Here is a 17,135-nt window from a genome sequence, read left to right on the forward strand (position 1 = left end):
CCTACGCTCTGCCCCCCATGCCTGCCAAAATTCGCTTCAGCTCCTCCATCGCCACCGGTCTCGTGCTCGCCAAAATCGGCAATCCGCAGCGAGACGAGCCATTGCTGACCTCGCGCGATGTATTCAAGGTGGATGAGGCGGACCAGGCCACCCTGACCACCATCTTCGTCAAGCCGTTCCGCAATCTGGTGGGCCACCGGTTCAGCCATCATTCTTCGCTGGAGCAGCATGAAATGAACACGCTGGCCAAGGCGATCTTCACTTCGGAAGACGGACTCGGACTGCTGGAAAAGGGTTGCGACATCGCCAAACGGCTTTATTCAAAGTCCAATCATCCCAACATCAAGGCGGGCGACCTGTGCATCTCGCTCATCAAGGACATCGAGTTTGACGGCAAAATGACCAAAGGATTGTGCATTCTCAAGTCGGAGAGCGTGACGCCGTTTTTGAGCATCTCCACGCGCAATGGCGACCTTCAATTGCACACCGAGCAGGGCATCAACCCGGAAAAAATTGACAAGGGCTGCCTGATCATTGATGTGCATTCCGATCAGGGATATTATGTGCTGACGTTTGACCGCACCAGCGGTGAGTCGCGTTTCTGGGTGCGTGATTTTCTTGGGGTCAAGGTGGTGACCGATGCGTCCTACCTGACCAAATCCTATGCCGACATGGCGGTGTCGTTTCTTGAGCAAGAAACGCCGAAGGAAGACGACAATTCACCGCCTTGGGAGACTTGTGTGGCCGCCCGTGAGGCGCTGGAGTTTTTTGAAGGGCGGGAAAGTTTTGATCTGGGTGAGTTTGAGCAACAGGTGCTGAAAAGTCCGGAAGTGGTGGCCAAATTCACCGAACACCGCAACAAGATTGAGGAAGAAAGCGGTCAGCCATTGGAGAAAAATTTTGAGATCTCCAAGAAGGATATCAGCAAGGCGAAAAAGAAGATCGGTGCCATCATGAAACTCGACAACGGCGTCGAGATTCATCTCAAATCAAATTTCCTGCTTGAGCCGAGCAATCCGACCATTGAGCGGGGATTCGATGATGAGAAGAAGATGAAATTCGTGAAGGTGTATTACCATCAGGAAACTCCGGGCTCTTAAGAAAAAGAGATCGGCTTAACTTCATGATCGGATGCGAAACCATCCGGTGATGCTCCTGCGTGTTTTGCATGCGGGGAGAACCTCGTGCCAGTGATCCCCAGCCATGAAACACACCAGGGTGCCGAGCCGTGGTTCGACCAGTTCAAATGCACCATCCTTGTCAGCGGGTTTGGTCCACAACTTGAGCTCGCCGCCGTCACCGGGTTTCCAATCGGCATTGAGGTAGAGGATGACGGAGACGATGCGGTCACCACTTTCGCGATGCCGATCCAAATGGGCTTTGTAAAATCCGCCCTCGGGATAAACGGCGAAGTGGCCCTCAAAATCGAACAATCCGAGAAACAGTTGTTGGTTGATGGCGAGTCGGAGGGATTCGAGCAGCATCAGGTAGGCTCGTTGCGCTGCGGTGGTTTCGCCGTTTTGAAGCCACATGACATGATCGCGACGGACTTCTTCACTCACTTGAAGATCAGTGCCGCGTCCCACCCCTGCCCGGCGAAATGCACCTGCATCCCACGCCGTCTGACTCTCTTCGGAAAGCAGCTTTCCTTCTTGGAGGTCCAGATAAAATGGACAAACAGCCCATCCTCTTTGTTCCAAGGAGTTGACAATGAACGGGTGATGTGGGGAGGATGGGGTGCTCAACAGGTGGCTGCCTTGGGCGGTTGAGCCGGGTGAGCATTGGAACAGTTTGAGTAATCGTGGAAATCTCGTGCAAGTCCAGAACTGATTGACAGTGAGCAGCAGATTTGCTTGCATCCTTTCATGACCGGTGATCCGTTCGAGCAAACCAATCAGATCGGTCAAAGACAGCAGAAAGGCTGCCTGTTGACGTTCATGGTTTGGGCGGCGGCCATTGGTTGGTTGGTCTGGATTGGCCGGCAGTTGGGCAGGCGCGATTCTTGGGAGGACTGGGTGACCTTTGGTGCCTATGTGGTGCTGATTTTTATCGCGCCAACACTGGGAATCTTGCAGGCGATGGATCTCAAGCCTTATCTGGATTGGAAGAACCGGCGCACGGGCCAATCGTTTTTTTATCGTGGTTTGATCACCTTGGGTTGTTGGTTGCTCGCATTGGTCATGACGGTTTTTGGGGTGGTTGGTCTGTTCATCGGCATTCGAGAGATGTGGGAAGCCAACTCAATAAAGCAGGGACTGACTGCGTTGGGGGTGTGTGGTTTAGGGGGGATGCTAACTTTGGGTGGAGGGTGGTTGTTTGCGATGCCGTTTAGAAATCAAACAGCTTCGACTGAAGAGGAAGACCGGTTGCGTCTCGATCAGCATCAACATCGTCTTACTCATCCGCATTTTGCATCGATTGAAGAAGCGATCGGCTTTCCATTGCCGGCCTCTTACAAGGTGATGTTCATGGCGAGTTCCGATTGGATGACCAAAGAATGGTGGCTTCATCCCAACGGACTGGAAGATGAAGAAGTGATGTATTCGTTCACCGAGCTGGAACCGGCGCATGTGGAGGCCCTGCGCATCCATCCTGAGATTGACGGGCCGTTTCTGTGTTTCGGACGAGGCGATGATGGTGAAGAAGAACTCTGGCTACAACTTGGCGCACCTGATCCACCAGTTTGGCATTCAAATGGAGGATCGCATCCCCCTGCGGATCAGATCGAACCAGTTGCCGGAAGCTTCTCCGAGTTTTTGCGCTGGCCGAAACAGGAGGCGTAGTCTTCAAGTTTCAGCGACCGCCAGGGCGGAGTCGATGAGCCTTTGCAGGGCGCGAGTTGGGTTGAAATTTTTGGAGGGATAAGCAAGGCCAACCACGGCGGGGCTGGGGGCGGGGTGGATGGGAATCAATACGAGTCGTTTGCCTGCGGTTGCACCCAGACTTGAAGAGGTGATGGCCACGCCTTTGCCGGATTCGATGGCGGCAATCAACGTCATGCCACTGTCGCACTCTTTGGCGAATTGCAGCTTTCGGTAGGTGCCTGTGCCGACAATTCGCCGCAGAAATTCGTGGTAGTCAGGGTATTGAATTCGCGAATAACCCACCAGGGGATGCTTCAATATGTCGGCGATTTCGATACGGCGTTTCTTTGCCAGAGGATGGAGGGGAGAGGTCGCCACGGCAATGGGATAAGTTTTGAGGGGCACAAAATTCAGGCCGCGCGCCAGGCGTTTCGGAGGTTTCATCATGAAAGAAGCGTCCAATGATCCGTCATTCATGCCGCTGACCATTTCAGGTGAAGAAAGGTCGTGGAGAGTCATCTTGACCTCCTGATTTCTCTTGTTGAATCGACGTAGCACCTTGGGGAGAATCTCAACGGTGGGCGAGGGGGCGTATCCAATGTTCAACTCGATTTGTGATCGTTGAAGCGAAGACTGAAGATTGCGCACTGCGGCCTCTGCCCGATTCAGAACGGCCCTGGCTTCCCGAAGAAAGAGATTTCCGGCGTCGGTGAGGTGGATCGATTTCCCGGTGCGCCGAAACAAAGCGATACCCAGCTCGGCCTCCAGGTCCTGAATCTGTCGCGTCAGAGGTGGTTGGGTAACATGCAACCTTAAGGCGGCCCGGGTGACGTTCTGTTCCTCCGCCACCGCCACAAAGTATCGAAGATGGCGAAGTTCCATGAGACCGAGAATACTTGAAAGGTATGGTCACACAAGCAAAATGACATTTCCAAGCGGAGTCGTCGTGAATCAGCGTTCAAGATGAATCCATCCGCTTTTTCCCGTCGTCGTCTGCTCGCCAAAGGTGCGTTGGCGCTGTCTGCTCTTTCTTTGATCAAAGCCCAGAATCCGACCATCATTGAAGAAGTCATTTCGGCGAGGTCCAATCAGAGGCAGCATCACCTTTGCATGACCTGCGGAACGCAGTTTCCGGCGACATTTGGACCGCCGAAGGAGTGCCCGATTTGTTTGGATGAACGCCAGTATGTCGGTTTGGACGGGCAGCAGTGGACCACGTTGGAGAAAATGCGGCGGGGGGGATGGCGTAATGTGTATCGCGGACAGGGACCTAATTTAATTGGGATCGGAACGGAGCCGAAGTTTGGCATCGGTCAGCGAGCATTGTTGCTGCGGACGCCTCAAGGCAATGTTCTGTGGGATTGCATCAGCTATCTGGATGAGCAAACGGTTGCAGCCATTCAGAATCTCGGTGGCATCAGCGCCATCGCCATTTCACATCCTCATTACTACACATCGATGATCGAGTGGAGCCAGGCATTTGGCAATGCCCCCGTCTACCTTCACGAATCGGACCGGCAATGGGTCATTAGGCCGGACAAGTGCATTGAGTTTTGGAGCGGCGAGACCAAGTCCATCGGCGACGGATTGACCCTGCTTCGCACGGGCGGGCATTTTGTTGGGTTTCAAGTGTTGCACTGGCGCGATGGCGCGGGCGGTGGGGGTGCGCTCCTTGCGGGCGATCAGCCACAGGTGGCGGCGGATCGAAATTGGGTGAGTTTTATGTATAGCTATCCCAATTTCATCCCGCTGAATCGTCCGGCCATTGAAAGAATTGTCAGGGTATTGGCTCCGTATGAGTTTGATCGGCTGTATGGTCCTTTCTGGCAGAGCATCGTTTCGGCCAATGCCAAAGAGGTGGTGAAACGGTCGGCGGATCGATATCTCAAGGCCATTCGCGGATGATTGAAAATTCACCGACTTTTCATCAGGCGTTCGCGGAAGCCTCATGAACGAACGGCATCATGATGTCGAACCAAGGAGGACATCATGAACATCAAACAATGGACCAAACATTTTGAAAGAAACCGTCTGAATCGTGTCGAGCCAAACTGGCAGGCTCCCATCACCATCGGAGGCCGGGCGTTGGACAAGCTCAAGAGGTCACTGCAACAGTTTCAATTGGGTGACGGCGGTGGCCCGGCCTATTTGATCGCATGGAATCGGGATGGGATATTGGCCTGTGATCTAGGCATGAAGACCCTGGTGGATCTGTGGTTCGCGGAGGAGAAAGAGCATTCCCGGTTGCTCGGAGATGCCTTGAAAAGGTTTGATGTCGAAGAGATTCATACCCATTGGAGTTTTGAACTGTTTTGTGGATTGAGAAAGTATCTGGGCGTGCAGTTTGAGTTGAGCGCGTTGTTGCTCACGGAGATCGTGAGCCATGTGTATTACAAGATGCTGCGCAAGCATTGCGAGGATGAGGCGGTTCGGGGCATGTGCCAGTTGATCATTCGGGATGAGACCGGCCACATCGCTTTTCATCGGGCACGTCTGGCACATGAGGCGACGACAAATGGGCGTCAACCGGGCTATTTTTGGGAAGGGTTGTTTCGGATGCGCGGTTTGATGGCAGGCACGGTTTTGTGGATCAATCATCGCAGTGCATTGATCGCTTTAGGCGCGACTGATGCGGAATTTTACCGGGCCATCTGGCGGGATATGGATTTGTTCATCAAAGGCTTGCACGATGATGCGGCCAAGGTCCCCAAACCACAACGCAAGTTACCGGCTCATCGGCAGATGGTCGCGCAACCGCGCCATTGAGGCTGAACGATGAAATTTCTGGGTAGTCCTGCGGAAGTGTTGACGTAAGATTCATGGTCTCCTCACGCCATGAAAACATCTTTCGCCGCACTCTTTCTGCTGATCGCTTCAACAGTCATCTCCCAACAGCCAACCACGGTCCCGCAAGGCGAGCCGACCAATGCCAAGGAGGCGGAGGCCCAAAAGAAGGAGCAGGCGCAACAGAAGCTTGACGAAGAATATGCAGACTTGGTGGCCAAGCTGCCAACGGACCAGCGAGCTTGGGAGAAGGTGCTTCAGGACAATCTGGGCGGCTTTTATTTTCCCATCCACCAGAAGGAGAAGCTGAGTGGCAAATCCAATGCCTGGGATTTTGTGCAGGATGATCCCACCTTGCCACGGGTGCTGTTGATCGGTGATTCAGTGTCGCGAGGCTATACGCTGGCAGTTCGCAAGGCCCTCGCGGGCAAAGCGAATGTGCATCGGGCGCCGGAAAATTGTGGTCCGACAGCCAATGGACTGAAGAAGATCGACATCTGGCTGGGCGACGGCAAGTGGGATCTGATTCACTTCAACTTCGGCATTCATGATCGTGCCACGCCGCTGCCTGACTACACGCAAAGGCTGGAGAAGTTGATCGAGCGCATGAAGTCAACGGGAGCGAAACTGATGTGGGCGAGCACCACCCCAATTCCTGATGATGCCGCCAAAAAACAAACCGCAGTTTCGATCATTGAGCGCAATGAAGCGGCGGCGGAGGTGATGAAAAAGCAGGGTGTAATTGTGAACGATCTCGCTGCGGCCATCACCCCACTTCTCGCGACACTACAGAATCCCAACGACGTGCATTTTACGGCTGAGGGATACGAATTTTTAGGGGAGCGGGTGGCAAAGGCGATTGAGTCAGAGTTGAAGTAGGTGTCTTCATGAACCAGACCGTCTATCTGCCCAGATTAAGCTGGGTTTGATATTCAATGCACACCTTGTTGGCGGATTGATGGAGGTCGAATAGGCGGCGTAGCTCCGCGATCATTTCAGCATGTCCGGGTTCGCCCTCGACGGGAGCATAGGAGGAGGACATCAAGCGACCTTCAAGGGATGGATGGTCGAGCCATTGCAAATTGGGGAAGCAGTGGGTGGTGTAGGGGCCGTTGAAAAAGCGAGTCAGTTCGACTGTATCAATTTGCTCGTGGCGAACCTTGGCGTAGTCGGTGCCGAACCGTAGCAACAAGGCTTCGTAATCGCGAAGAAACGGTGTGCTATCCGAGTCTCGCACGTTCCAGATGAGGGCAATTTGGCCCTTGGGTTGTGGTTTTGGTTTAAGGATGCGGCTGAATTCCTGGCGTGTTTCCGGCAGGTTAAACCAGTGAAAAGCTTGGGCAGCCACGATCAGATCAACGGATTGGTCGGGCAGTCCGGTCTCCTGGGCTTTGCCGTTGATGGTGTGAAATTTGGGATAGCCAGAGAGAAGGTTTTCCGCTGCGGTGCGCATTTCCATGTTGGGCTCCACTCCGAATACGGAGCAGCCAGCTTCGAGGAAAAGTTTGCTGGAAATGCCGGTGCCGGAGCCGATATCGGCGACTGTCGACGCTTCGGAAAGACCGGTTTCGCGACGCAAAAGGGGCATCATTTCCGCCGGGTAACTGGGGCGGTAGCGCACATAATTGGCCACTCGATTGGAGAATCGCTGTTCCGGCGCGGGTGATTCTGGAGTTCTCACCGGGCATTTTGGGCGAAAAATCTTGCTCGCGCAAAGCGAAGTCTTGTGGAATGTGCTGTCTGCTAGTCTCATCACGTCCGACTTCCTTATGATCGTTACACCCAAGATTCGCGGATTCATCTGCACCACCGCCCATCCTGAAGGATGCGCGAAACACGTTTCCGACCAGATTGCTGTCGTCAAAAGCGGGGGGATTCTCGCTGAGGGCCCCAAAAAGGTGCTGGTGATCGGCTCGTCGACCGGTTATGGCCTGTCCTCGCGAATCGCGGCCGCTTTCGGTTCGAATGCCGCGACCATTGGCGTGTTTTTTGAGCGTCCTGCCGAAGATGGCCGCACCGCGACCGCAGGCTGGTATAACACGGCGGCGTTTGAAAAAGAGGCGAAGGAAGCGGGATTGTATGCGCGTTCGTTCAATGGAGATGCCTATTCAGATCCGATCAAGGCAGAGGTCATTGAAGCCATCAAGGCGGATCTCGGTCAGGTGGATTGTGTCGTTTACAGTCTGGCATCGCCGCGTCGGACCGATCCCAAGACGGGCGAAGTTTTCAAGTCGGTCTTGAAGCCGATTGGCGGTGTTTACACCAACAAGACCCTCAACACCACCACGGGCGTGGTGAGCGAGATTTCGATTGAACCCGCCCAGGGCGATGACATTGCGCAAACGGTGGCGGTGATGGGTGGTGAAGATTGGGAATTGTGGATTGATGCTTTGATGGCAGCAGGCGTCCTTGCCGACGGAGTTCAGACGGTTTCCTATTCTTACATTGGGCCTGAAGTGACCTGGCCGATTTACAAAAATGGCACCATTGGCAAAGCCAAGGAAGATCTTGAACGCGTGCAGCAGGCGCTTGATGAGAAGCTCGCTCCGCTCAATGGCAAGGCGTGGGTTTCGGTGAACAAGGCGCTGGTGACGCAGGCGAGTTCGGCGATTCCGGTCGTGCCGCTTTATATCTCGTTGCTTTACAAAATCATGAAGGCGGAAGGCACGCATGAAGATTGCATTGAGCAGATGGACCGTCTATTCCGCGATCGTCTTTACAGTGGCGCGCCGCTGCCTGATGAGTCGGGTCGGATTCGTGTGGATGATTGGGAAATGAAGCCGGCCGTGCAGGCGCTTATTGCGAAGCGCTGGACGGAAGTGAATACCGAGAACCTGGCGGAGTTTGGTGACTTTGCAGGTTATCAGTCCAGCTTCCTGCGTCTGTTTGGTTTTGGCCTAGATGGCGTGGATTACAGTGCGGACACCGACACGGCGGTTTCGATTCCGTCGATTGGGTGAGGTGAGGTTCGTTATCCTGCGCCATTCCGCACGATGGATTTTTCGTCCCGTCGGGACGTTTCATAACAGCCCGGCACAAGGTGCCGGGTTTCGGTTGAGGTTCGGATGGCGTCCTACAGGGACGCTTCATACCGCGTATGTTTGGCGACCCTGAATGCGCATGAGGCGTCCATGCAGACCTTTGGCTTCACCCGATCATGAGCGTTTGCGCGTGAGCATGATTTCGTTGCCGTCAGGATCGATGCACATGGCGAGATGGGGAGGTTCTCCGTTTTCGGGTTCGGGTTCGCGGGACAGTTGACCGCCGGCGGCAACGATCTCGGCGGCCCCGGCGATGACGTCGGGAACTTGAAAGCTCAGTCCGGTCCAGGTGCGTGAGCCTTCACCGCCGCCATGGATGCCGATGATGCCGTTGGCAACGGCGACTTCGCTGATGAAATCGTTCTTCTTCAGCACCTCGCCGCCAAACACGGTGACGTAAAAATTCAAGGCGCGATCCATGTCCGCAGCCCAGATGACATACTTGAGTCGTTCCACTTGCATGCCGAGCTTTGGCACAGTTGGAGCTCGATGAACAGGGATAGTTTCGGGTTCGGTGAATCTGCCGGGTTGCAGAAAACGGAATATTCTGGGAATATTTTTGATCGTCGCTTCTCTCACCTTCAGCCCCACCTTTTAATTTCTCTCCGATGAGTGACAGCAGTCCCAAAATTCCATCCAGCGAGATCACGCCTGAGGCCACGTTTCTCAATCGGCGTTTTTTCATGAAGTCGTCCATCTGGGCAGGCACTTCACTGGCCACAGCAGGGATCTATCGGGCATTCAGTCCACGACCTGAAGTGGTCAACACTGGAACGGAAATCGCGACAGTGGCTGAAACAGCGGGAGAGGCGGCGGAGTTGCCGGTGCTGAATGAGAAGCTGACGGCGTTTGATGACATCGCGGGATATAACAATTTTTATGAGTTCTCCACCAGCAAGTCGGCGGTGGCGGCCAAGGCGAAAAATTTCATTACCAATCCGTGGAGTCTGCAGATCGATGGACTGGTCAATCAACCGCGCACCTTTGATCTCGATGAATTGCTCAAGATCGAAAGCGTGGAACGCACCTATCGTTTTCGTTGTGTCGAAGGCTGGTCGATGGTGATTCCCTGGGTGGGTTTTCCGCTTTCGAAATTGCTCAGCATGGCCGATCCGAAAAGTCAGGCGACGCATGTGGCGTTTGAGACTTATTATGACATCAAGCAAATGCCTGACTCAGGTTATGCAGGCATTGATCTACCTTACGTGGAAGGTTTGCGGCTTGATGAGGCGATGCATCCGCTGACGTTGATGGCGACCGGGTTGTATGGCAAGACCCTGCCGAATCAGAATGGGGCGCCGATCCGTTTGGTGGTGCCTTGGAAGTATGGATTCAAGAGCATTAAGTCGGTGGTGAAAATCACGCTCACGGACAAGGAACCGCCCATCACCTGGAACCTCGCCAACCCGAACGAGTATGGTTTTTATTCCAATGTGAATCCAGAGGTGAGTCATCCGCGTTGGTCGCAGGCGAGGGAGCGGCGCATTGGTGAGGGCGGCACGCGCGAGACCTTGATGTTTAATGGCTACGCCGATCAGGTGGCGCATTTGTATGCGGGCATGGACTTGCGGGTGAATTATTAAACGGCCATGACTTTTTCAACTGACTTCAAGTTCCATCGGGCGCTTTTTGTGTTTCACGGACTGCTGCCGTTGATGCTGATTTTGGTGGATGCATGGCGAGGCAATTTGGGGGCCAATCCGGTGGAATTTGTAACGCGTGCAACCGGGGTGTTGTCGTTGGTGTTTTTGATCATCACCTTGTTGGTGACCCCTTTAAGGAAGGCATTCGGATGGAACTGGCTGCTCAAACAACGGCGATTGCTGGGGCTGTATGCGTTCTTTTATGGGGTGGCGCATTTGCTCACGTATCTGGCATTTGATCGCGACTGGCAGTTGCAGACCGTGGTGGGCGATGTGTTGAAAAGACCATTCATCGCGGTGGGCATGCTGGCTTTTGCGTTGATGATTCCGCTGGCGGTGACTTCGACGAACGCGATGATCAAAAAGCTGGGTGGGAAACGCTGGGCGCAGCTGCATCGATTGACCTATGTGGTCGCCATTGGCGGGGTGGTGCATTATTACATGATTGAGAAGTCCGACATCCGGTATCCCGTGGTGTTCGGCATGGTGGTGGTGCTGTTGTTGGGATATCGGCTTGCCAACCGACCCAAGCCATTGGTGCGAACGGCGAAGTAAAATAGGGTCACGTTCATGCTTCTTGCGTAGGCGAAAGTTGCTGCGATGATCTCACCATGAGATTCAGCTTCCTGTTTTGCTTTCTGGTCCTTTGTAACTCGGCGGTCGCTCAAAAAGACACGGCGCATCACCGGGAAGTGTATGCGGAGATCAACAAAAACGAGGGATCCTACCAAAAGGTCAAGGCATCGTATGGGGAAGATGAGACGACGTTTGAGATTGTGGGATTTTTTGACGGGGCGACATTGCGCAAAATTGTCGCCAGGGTGCCGGGTGAGGATGGCAATGGTCACGACGAGTATTATGTCGAGAATGGTCAGCCGTTGTTTGTTTTTAATACTTATGACTCGGTTGATCCTGTCTCCGAGAAAGACATGAAAGTGGAGAACCGCCTGTATTTCAAAGATGGCAGGATGGTCAAGTGGCTGGACACGAAGAAGAAGCCCGTCGATCCGAAGTCTGAAGATTTTCAGTTGGAGGCGGAAAGGCTCACGACCAACTTCAAAAACTTCGTGGTGGCGCTCAAAGCGAAGCGTTGATTCAAAGCGGCCAGAACACGGGGATCAACACCAGGGTGATCACCAGGATTCCCAGGCTGAGGGGCAGTCCCACCAGGAAGAAATCACGAAACCGGTATCCTCCTGGTCCATACACCATGAGACAGGCGGGTTCGAGGGGAGTCAGGAAGGAGCAGCTCGCAGCGACGGCGACGGTCATGGCCAATGCCCTTGGATTGAGGTCCATCTGCACGGCGGCGGCAACGGCAATGGGCAGCACCAGCGCGGCGGCGGCCTGGTTCGACATGGGTTGAGAAAGGGCCACGGTGAGCAGGAAAATACCGGCGATCAACCATCGCGGACTCAGGCCGGATGCCAGGTGATTGATCCATTGGCCGATCAGTTGATCAGCTCCAGACGCCTGCATCGCGGCTCCGACGCTTAACATGCAGGCGATGAGGATGACGGCCTTCCATTCAACTTCGCGATAGATGACTTCAGGGGAGACTAGTCCGCTGGCGAGCATCGCAAAAGCTCCTCCCAACACGGCAACAGGAAGGGGAGCGATTTTGAAGATGCCAATGAGCAGGGCGATGATGAAACAGGCGGCCATCAGGCCGGCACGGAGGGCGGGCATGGATTTGGTCTCCGGCTCGCCGATCATCCGGAAGGCACCCATGTCCTGCAGGGTGGCCAGTTCGCCGGGAGGACCTTGCAGGAGAAGCACATCGCCGACCGCGAGGTTGACCTGACTCATTTTACGCACGGCGCGGCCTTTGTGTTGAAGTCCGAGGGCGATGACGCCGAAACGATCACGGAAACGCGCGTCTTTGAGGGAGCGTCCAATGAGGGTCGATTTTGGCAGCAGCAGGGCTTCGACGATTTTGGTGTCCGGGTCGGCTTCGGACAAGGCGGACAGTTTGGCATCGGCCTTTAGCTGCACGGCATGCATGTCCTTGATGCGCAGCAGGGCATCGTGCGGACCTTCGACCAGCAGCACGTCGCCATCACGCAGGGTGACGTTGCCACGGGGACGAAGGTTTTGGTCTTTGTTGCGCACGATGCGCAACACGTTGAGGTCGTAGTCCTCGCCCAGGCGGCTGTCGACCAGCGTTTTTCCCGCGAAGGAGGAGCCCTCAGTGAGCACCAGTTCGCCGAGATACTTGCCTTCTTTTAGCTCGTCTTCGACCGAGGTGTAGTGGCGCTTGGGGAGGAGTCGGAGGCCGATCAGTCCAATGTAGACGATGCCGAGCAACAAGATGGGCAGTCCGACAGGGGCGAGTTCAAACATGTCCATCGCGGGCATGCCGAGATTTTGCATCAATCCGCTGACGACCAGATTGGTGGAGGTGGCAATGAGCGAGACGGAACTGGCGAGGATGGAAGCAAATGCCAGAGGCAGCAGAAACATGGCTCCGGGCGTTTTCATGCGTCGGGCCACGGCGAGCACCACCGGGATGAAGAAGGCGGTGGTGGCGGTATTGCTGACAAACGCGCTCAAGAAGCCCACCGAGATCATCATCAGCCAAAGGAAGCGGGTGGGGCTTTGACCGGTGGCACGCAGCAGTTGCCTTGAGACCACCTCCATCAATCCGGTTCGCGACAGGACGGTGGTCATGAGCAGCAGCCCGAGGATCATCATCACGGTATCGCTGGCAAAACCGGCAAAGGCTTGTTCGGGACTGAGCACACCGGAGATGACAAAGGCAAGCATGAGGCCGAGCGCGACAATCTCAGCCGCCACCCATTCAAACGAGAAACACAGCACGGCGATGGCGAGCAATGCGAGGACAATGCCTATTTCAAATGTCATTCGGGAAAAGAAGGTGGTGGCGTTTCAAATAGGGCATGGCTCGGAAGGATGGTCCGTCCATCAGGAAGGCGTGCTTGTCGAGGCTGAAACGCTGGCCCCTGCGAGGTTGCGTGTGGGCAATTGTGGCTGGTGCTTCAGTCGGGTCGTTGCGCCGGAGCCAATTTTTGCTGACTGCGTGACACCATGGCTTTGACCCGGTTGGGAGCATCCTCGATCAGCGAAGGAATAAGGGCGGCTTCGGGGAGATTTTTCCAGTATTTCTTGGGCATCTCGGATTGCATCGCCTGAATTTTTACCCGGGCAGGATTGAAGATGCTGCCGAAGTAGGTGAGCCATAAATCTTCCACGGCGTCGGCGTCGGGAGCTTGCGCTTTGGTGGCCGGAGGGGTGAATTGCAGTTCGGTTCCATCCCAATGCACACAGCGGTCGGGGGTGAGAATGGACCAGCGCATGCTGGCGAAGCGATCGCGGAAGAATGGGGCGTTGAGTTCGACGATGAGATGCTCGGGTTCGAACCAGGCGACATACCATTGGCCCTGCTCCGTTTGAACTGCCCGGAAGCGCACGAAGGCGCGCATTTTGTGGGAGTCACGGCGCACGGCCTTGTCCATTTGGATGAGGGTGTGCATGTCGTCATCGACAGAGATTTGCATGAGGTGGGATTCGCCATGGGTGTGCCGCCACAGGAGTCGGTAAAGAAGGGTCCAACGTTTGGGATCGCGATGACAGGACACCCGTTTGGCCAGCGGCAGGAAGTCGCGCGGGACGCGAATGGTGGGGTCGGGAGCGGCTGCCGATGGGGGAGTAGAGGTGGGGGAATCGAACAGCGCGAGGGATGGCTGATGGGTGTCGAGTTCTTCCCAGTTGGCGAGGAGGGGAGGGACTTGTTCGCGCAGGGCGAGACGGGCGGCGGTTTGCCAGTCCGGGAAGGTGGGTCGAAATCTAAACGTTTGCATTTTTCGTGCTGGAGTTAGCCAACGGCAAGCGGGGTGAAAACATCGGGCGCAAACAACTCCATTTGCTTCTCGGAGCGGGCCATGACTGCCGTGTGTTTTTCGATGCGATGAGGCGTGTGATCGGCGGTGATGATGAACGGCAGGACCTTTTTCATGGGCATGCGCATGCGCATCAGATCGGTCAAACGAAGGGTGTGCCAGCGCCGAATTTGCAGGATGCGATCGACGTTGCGGACGCCGAGTCCGGGAACACGCAGCAGGGTTTCGCGTGGAGCACGATTGATATCGGTGGGGAACTCGTCGCGATGATTTAATGCCCAGGCGAGCTTGGGATCGATGTCGAGTGGCAGGTTGGGCGAGTCGGGGGTGGTGAGTTCGGTGACCTTGAATCCGTAAAAACGCAGCAGCCAGTCGGCTTGATACAATCGATGTTCGCGAACCAGTGGAGGTGAGATCAGCGGCAGTTGACTCGATGCATCGGGGATGGGACTGAAGGCGGAATAATAAACGCGTTTGAGTTGGTGGTTTTGGTAGAGGGAAGAGGCTTGATCGAGGATGGCGCGGTCCGCGGTGGGTGTGGCGCCAACGATCATTTGCGTGCTTTGACCGGCGGGTGAGAACGCGGAAGCCTTGCGGTTTTCGCGCTTTTCTATCTTGGCCTGGGTGATGCGCTTGCCGATGACGGTCATGGCTCCGCGAATGCGATCAAGGTTCTTTTCCGGCGCGAGCTGGTCGAGATCGGCCGGCGTGGGGAGTTCCACGTTGATGCTTAATCGATCCGCCCAGCGGCCAGCTTCTTCGATCAATTCGGGGGCTGCTTCGGGGATGGTTTTAAGATGGATGTAACCGCGAAACTGATGATCCACGCGCAGCGTTTTTGCGACCCGCACCACTTGTTCCATGGTGTGGTTCGAACTGCGGACAATGCCGGAACTGAGGAACAGGCCTTCGATGTAGTTGCGGCGGTAGAAATCGAGGGTGAGATCGACCACTTCTTCGGGGGTGAAACGGGCGCGGCGCACGTTGCTGGAGGAACGATTGATGCAATACAGGCAGTTGTAAATGCAGGAGTTGGTCATCAAGATTTTCAGCAGCGAAACGCAGCGTCCATCGGGCGTGTAGCTGTGGCAGATGCCCATGCCGGTGGTGCTGCCAAGACCACCCGCGCGTGAATCGCGTTTGTTGGTGCCGCTGCTGGCGCAGGAGGCATCATATTTGGCGGCATCGGCCAGAATCGAAAGCTTATCGCGAATTTGCATGTTCAATAGAACATTAATTGAGCTTAACAAAATTGGCAACCCAATAACCGGAGATGCTGCAAATGATGAAGGTCAATCGACGAAAGCTTTGCGTGAAGGTCTGATTGCTGCTGCTACCATGGATCGCATGTATACCGCATCCATCCCCTGGAAAGTGCTCTCATCAAAAGTCGGCGTCGGTGTGCTTACGGAGGGTTGGAATCTGGCGGGGGTTGAAGAGGACACGCAGGAAATCCGCACCTTTGTGGTGGACGTGTTTTTTGACTCGACATTTGTGTCGCCTCCAGTCGTGCAACTTGGCCTTACTGGATTTGATATTGATGATCGCGACAGTTCACGGCTCACGCTGACGGCGGAGAACATCACGCAATCGGGTTTTCAGGTATTGGTCACCACCTGGGCGGGCACGCGTGTTTATGCGGCGGAGTTCAACTGGCTGGCGATTGGGGCTTGATCAGCCATCTTGGGAATGGTCGGGTTTGCGGAAGCACCAGGAGCGGTAGGACAGTTCGCCTGATCGCAGGGCCTCATACACGCGTGATCCCGGCACGCCGGCGAAGTCGCGACCGAGATCGTGCAAAAGTTTTGGAAGGCGTTTTTGCACCAGGGCGAGACTGCTGGCGGCATTGGCATCCATGCCTCTTAAGACTTCGGAACTGATGTCGCGTTGGTTCACGATTTCAAGAGGTGCAGAGTTGACGGCTTTTTGCCAAACATCGAAGCCGTCGCCGAAGCGGAAGTCGGCATACAGAAAATGGCCACCGGGACGCAGCACACGCGCCACTTCGTTGAGGAAGGTCGGGAAGTCGGGGTAGCAGTGGGACGCTTCGACATTGATGACCGCATCCATCGACTGATCGGCAAACGGCAGCTTTTGGGCATCGCCTTGAACGAAGGTAAGTCCGGTCACCGCATGACGTTTCTGGCAGAAGCGCACGCCTTCGGGATTGAGATCGAGCCCGGTGTAGGATTGGGGGTGTTTGGTCCGGGTGATCCACGAAGCGCCTCCTCCATGGCCGCAACTGACTTCCAGCACCTCCTTGCCACTCAGATCGATGGCCGAAGCGACGTGATGATAGAGCTGGATGCAGGCGCGATTGGGTTCATCCTCGGGGTCCAACGCTAGGCCCACGGGAGGATCGGTTTCAAACGCGTAGTTGAGGAACAGGATGTCGTCGCTGCGCAGGCGGCGGGTGAGAAACGGATACCACCAGGCCCAAAGGGTTTTGCGGATGCGGCCAATGGCGAAGAGATGTTCGAGGAGGGACATGGTTTAAAAGGCGGAAGGCGGAAGGCGGAAGGCGGAAGTAGCCAAGGAGCGGCGTTCTCCAGGACGCCGTTAGTAGCAGTAGGCAGTGGGCAGTGGGCAGTAGGCAGTCTCCCTCGCCCCGGCGAACGAGATTCGCGAACGAATATCCCCTCCATTTATCGATGGCTGCGCCTTGCTTTGCGCGGTCATTTGGATAATGCTGGTAGAGATCCGTCGCCGCAGGCATTTTTTGTGCTTTGCAGGACGACGTAAAGATAACTTTCTGCTGATGCTGCCATGAAATCCAACGACGCCAAAAAAGAGAAAAAGAAAGCTCCCACCAAAACGCCCAAGGAGAAGAAGCTCGCCAAGGCCGAGAGGAAGGCGATGAAAGGCAAGTAGGCGATGGCGGTGACGTGGCGACAGTGGCCAGCTGCTGTATTTTCGTGACACTGGCAGCGGTCTGATCCTTTTGGGGAGAACGGAATTGGCGGGTGGGTTTTGACTAGGGGGCTGGGTGTTTTTCTCCACGCA

18 protein-coding genes are annotated in these 17,135 nt (G+C 55.3%); 10 read left to right on the forward strand and 8 right to left on the reverse strand.

What is annotated here, in order from left to right; translation table 11 throughout:
- Window positions 1–17 precede the first annotated feature (17 nt).
- Window positions 18–1,100: a nucleoid-associated protein gene (locus tag FEM03_RS02500; protein WP_166442563.1), complete on the forward strand. Its 1,083-nt coding sequence runs from the start codon at window positions 18–20 to the stop codon at window positions 1,098–1,100.
- A gap of 21 nt (window positions 1,101–1,121) precedes the next feature.
- On the opposite strand, the gene FEM03_RS24250 is transcribed toward FEM03_RS02500, so the two are convergent.
- A complete protein-coding gene (locus FEM03_RS24250; RefSeq protein ID WP_206170814.1) occupies window positions 1,122–1,562 on the reverse strand; it encodes a 2OG-Fe(II) oxygenase in 441 nt (146 codons plus the stop codon).
- 303 nt (window positions 1,563–1,865) lie between these two features.
- Between FEM03_RS24250 and FEM03_RS02510 the strand changes: the two genes are divergently transcribed.
- Complete coding sequence (locus tag FEM03_RS02510) at window positions 1,866–2,783, forward strand: SMI1/KNR4 family protein (RefSeq protein WP_138084605.1); 918 nt, start codon at window positions 1,866–1,868, stop codon at window positions 2,781–2,783.
- A gap of 3 nt (window positions 2,784–2,786) precedes the next feature.
- Here FEM03_RS02510 and FEM03_RS02515 read toward each other — a convergent pair whose 3' ends face one another.
- Window positions 2,787–3,686 carry a LysR family transcriptional regulator gene (locus FEM03_RS02515; RefSeq protein WP_138084606.1) on the reverse strand — a complete coding sequence of 300 codons (900 nt, stop codon included), beginning with the start codon at window positions 3,684–3,686 and terminating at the stop codon, window positions 2,787–2,789.
- A gap of 81 nt (window positions 3,687–3,767) precedes the next feature.
- On the opposite strand from FEM03_RS02515, the gene FEM03_RS02520 reads away from it, so the two are divergent.
- From FEM03_RS02520 to FEM03_RS02530, 3 genes are all read left to right on the forward strand, one after another.
- Window positions 3,768–4,709, forward strand: a complete 942-nt coding sequence (locus FEM03_RS02520; protein ID WP_206170816.1) for an MBL fold metallo-hydrolase — start codon at window positions 3,768–3,770, stop codon at window positions 4,707–4,709.
- A 180-nt stretch (window positions 4,710–4,889) separates the two neighbouring features.
- Entirely contained in the window at window positions 4,890–5,570 is a 681-nt protein-coding gene (locus FEM03_RS02525; RefSeq protein WP_138084607.1) for a hypothetical protein, read from the forward strand.
- Between the two features lie 69 nt (window positions 5,571–5,639).
- Window positions 5,640–6,467, forward strand: coding sequence for an SGNH/GDSL hydrolase family protein (locus FEM03_RS02530; protein WP_138084608.1), 828 nt, complete (start codon window positions 5,640–5,642; stop codon window positions 6,465–6,467).
- A gap of 22 nt (window positions 6,468–6,489) precedes the next feature.
- Here the strand turns inward: FEM03_RS02530 and FEM03_RS02535 are convergent, their stop codons facing one another.
- A complete protein-coding gene (locus FEM03_RS02535) occupies window positions 6,490–7,389 on the reverse strand; it encodes a class I SAM-dependent methyltransferase (RefSeq protein WP_206170818.1) in 900 nt (299 codons plus the stop codon).
- Between FEM03_RS02535 and fabV the strand changes: the two genes are divergently transcribed.
- Complete coding sequence (gene fabV, locus FEM03_RS02540) at window positions 7,358–8,548, forward strand: enoyl-ACP reductase FabV (protein ID WP_138084609.1); 1,191 nt, start codon at window positions 7,358–7,360, stop codon at window positions 8,546–8,548. The two genes, FEM03_RS02535 and fabV, sit on opposite strands and share 32 nt — an antisense overlap.
- Before the next feature lie 195 nt (window positions 8,549–8,743).
- On the opposite strand, the gene FEM03_RS02545 is transcribed toward fabV, so the two are convergent.
- The gene (locus FEM03_RS02545) at window positions 8,744–9,091 is read right to left on the reverse strand and encodes a VOC family protein (protein ID WP_138084610.1); all 348 of its coding nucleotides are present in this window, start codon (window positions 9,089–9,091) and stop codon (window positions 8,744–8,746) included.
- Window positions 9,092–9,237: 146 nt separating this feature from the next.
- Here FEM03_RS02545 and msrP point away from each other — a divergent pair, with 146 nt between their 5' ends.
- The 3 genes from msrP to FEM03_RS02560 are packed head-to-tail and all read left to right on the forward strand — an operon-like array spanning window position 9,238 to window position 11,366.
- On the forward strand, window positions 9,238–10,212 hold the full coding sequence (msrP, locus tag FEM03_RS02550) for a protein-methionine-sulfoxide reductase catalytic subunit MsrP (protein ID WP_138084611.1): 975 nt from the start codon (window positions 9,238–9,240) through the stop codon (window positions 10,210–10,212).
- Window positions 10,213–10,218: 6 nt separating this feature from the next.
- The gene (locus FEM03_RS02555) at window positions 10,219–10,827 is read left to right on the forward strand and encodes a protein-methionine-sulfoxide reductase heme-binding subunit MsrQ (RefSeq protein ID WP_138084612.1); all 609 of its coding nucleotides are present in this window, start codon (window positions 10,219–10,221) and stop codon (window positions 10,825–10,827) included.
- Between the two features lie 56 nt (window positions 10,828–10,883).
- The gene (locus FEM03_RS02560; RefSeq protein ID WP_138084613.1) at window positions 10,884–11,366 is read left to right on the forward strand and encodes a hypothetical protein; all 483 of its coding nucleotides are present in this window, start codon (window positions 10,884–10,886) and stop codon (window positions 11,364–11,366) included.
- 1 nt (window position 11,367) lies between these two features.
- Here the strand turns inward: FEM03_RS02560 and FEM03_RS02565 are convergent, their stop codons facing one another.
- The 3 genes from FEM03_RS02565 to FEM03_RS02575 form a co-directional block, all read right to left on the reverse strand.
- Complete coding sequence (locus FEM03_RS02565) at window positions 11,368–13,137, reverse strand: SLC13 family permease (RefSeq protein ID WP_138084614.1); 1,770 nt, start codon at window positions 13,135–13,137, stop codon at window positions 11,368–11,370.
- Between the two features lie 134 nt (window positions 13,138–13,271).
- Window positions 13,272–14,093 carry a TIGR03915 family putative DNA repair protein gene (locus tag FEM03_RS02570; RefSeq protein WP_138084615.1) on the reverse strand — a complete coding sequence of 274 codons (822 nt, stop codon included), beginning with the start codon at window positions 14,091–14,093 and terminating at the stop codon, window positions 13,272–13,274.
- Between the two features lie 14 nt (window positions 14,094–14,107).
- Entirely contained in the window at window positions 14,108–15,352 is a 1,245-nt protein-coding gene (locus FEM03_RS02575; protein WP_138084616.1) for a putative DNA modification/repair radical SAM protein, read from the reverse strand.
- A gap of 127 nt (window positions 15,353–15,479) precedes the next feature.
- Between FEM03_RS02575 and FEM03_RS02580 the strand changes: the two genes are divergently transcribed.
- Window positions 15,480–15,806 carry an H-type lectin domain-containing protein gene (locus FEM03_RS02580; protein ID WP_166442565.1) on the forward strand — a complete coding sequence of 109 codons (327 nt, stop codon included), beginning with the start codon at window positions 15,480–15,482 and terminating at the stop codon, window positions 15,804–15,806.
- On the opposite strand, the gene FEM03_RS02585 is transcribed toward FEM03_RS02580, so the two are convergent.
- Window positions 15,807–16,622 (reverse strand): phthiotriol/phenolphthiotriol dimycocerosates methyltransferase, encoded by an 816-nt coding sequence (locus tag FEM03_RS02585; RefSeq protein WP_138084618.1) that lies wholly within the window; start codon window positions 16,620–16,622, stop codon window positions 15,807–15,809.
- Between the last annotated feature and the right edge of the window lie 513 nt (window positions 16,623–17,135).

This window comes from Phragmitibacter flavus, from assembly GCF_005780165.1.
Classification (GTDB): domain Bacteria; phylum Verrucomicrobiota; class Verrucomicrobiia; order Verrucomicrobiales; family Verrucomicrobiaceae; genus Phragmitibacter; species Phragmitibacter flavus.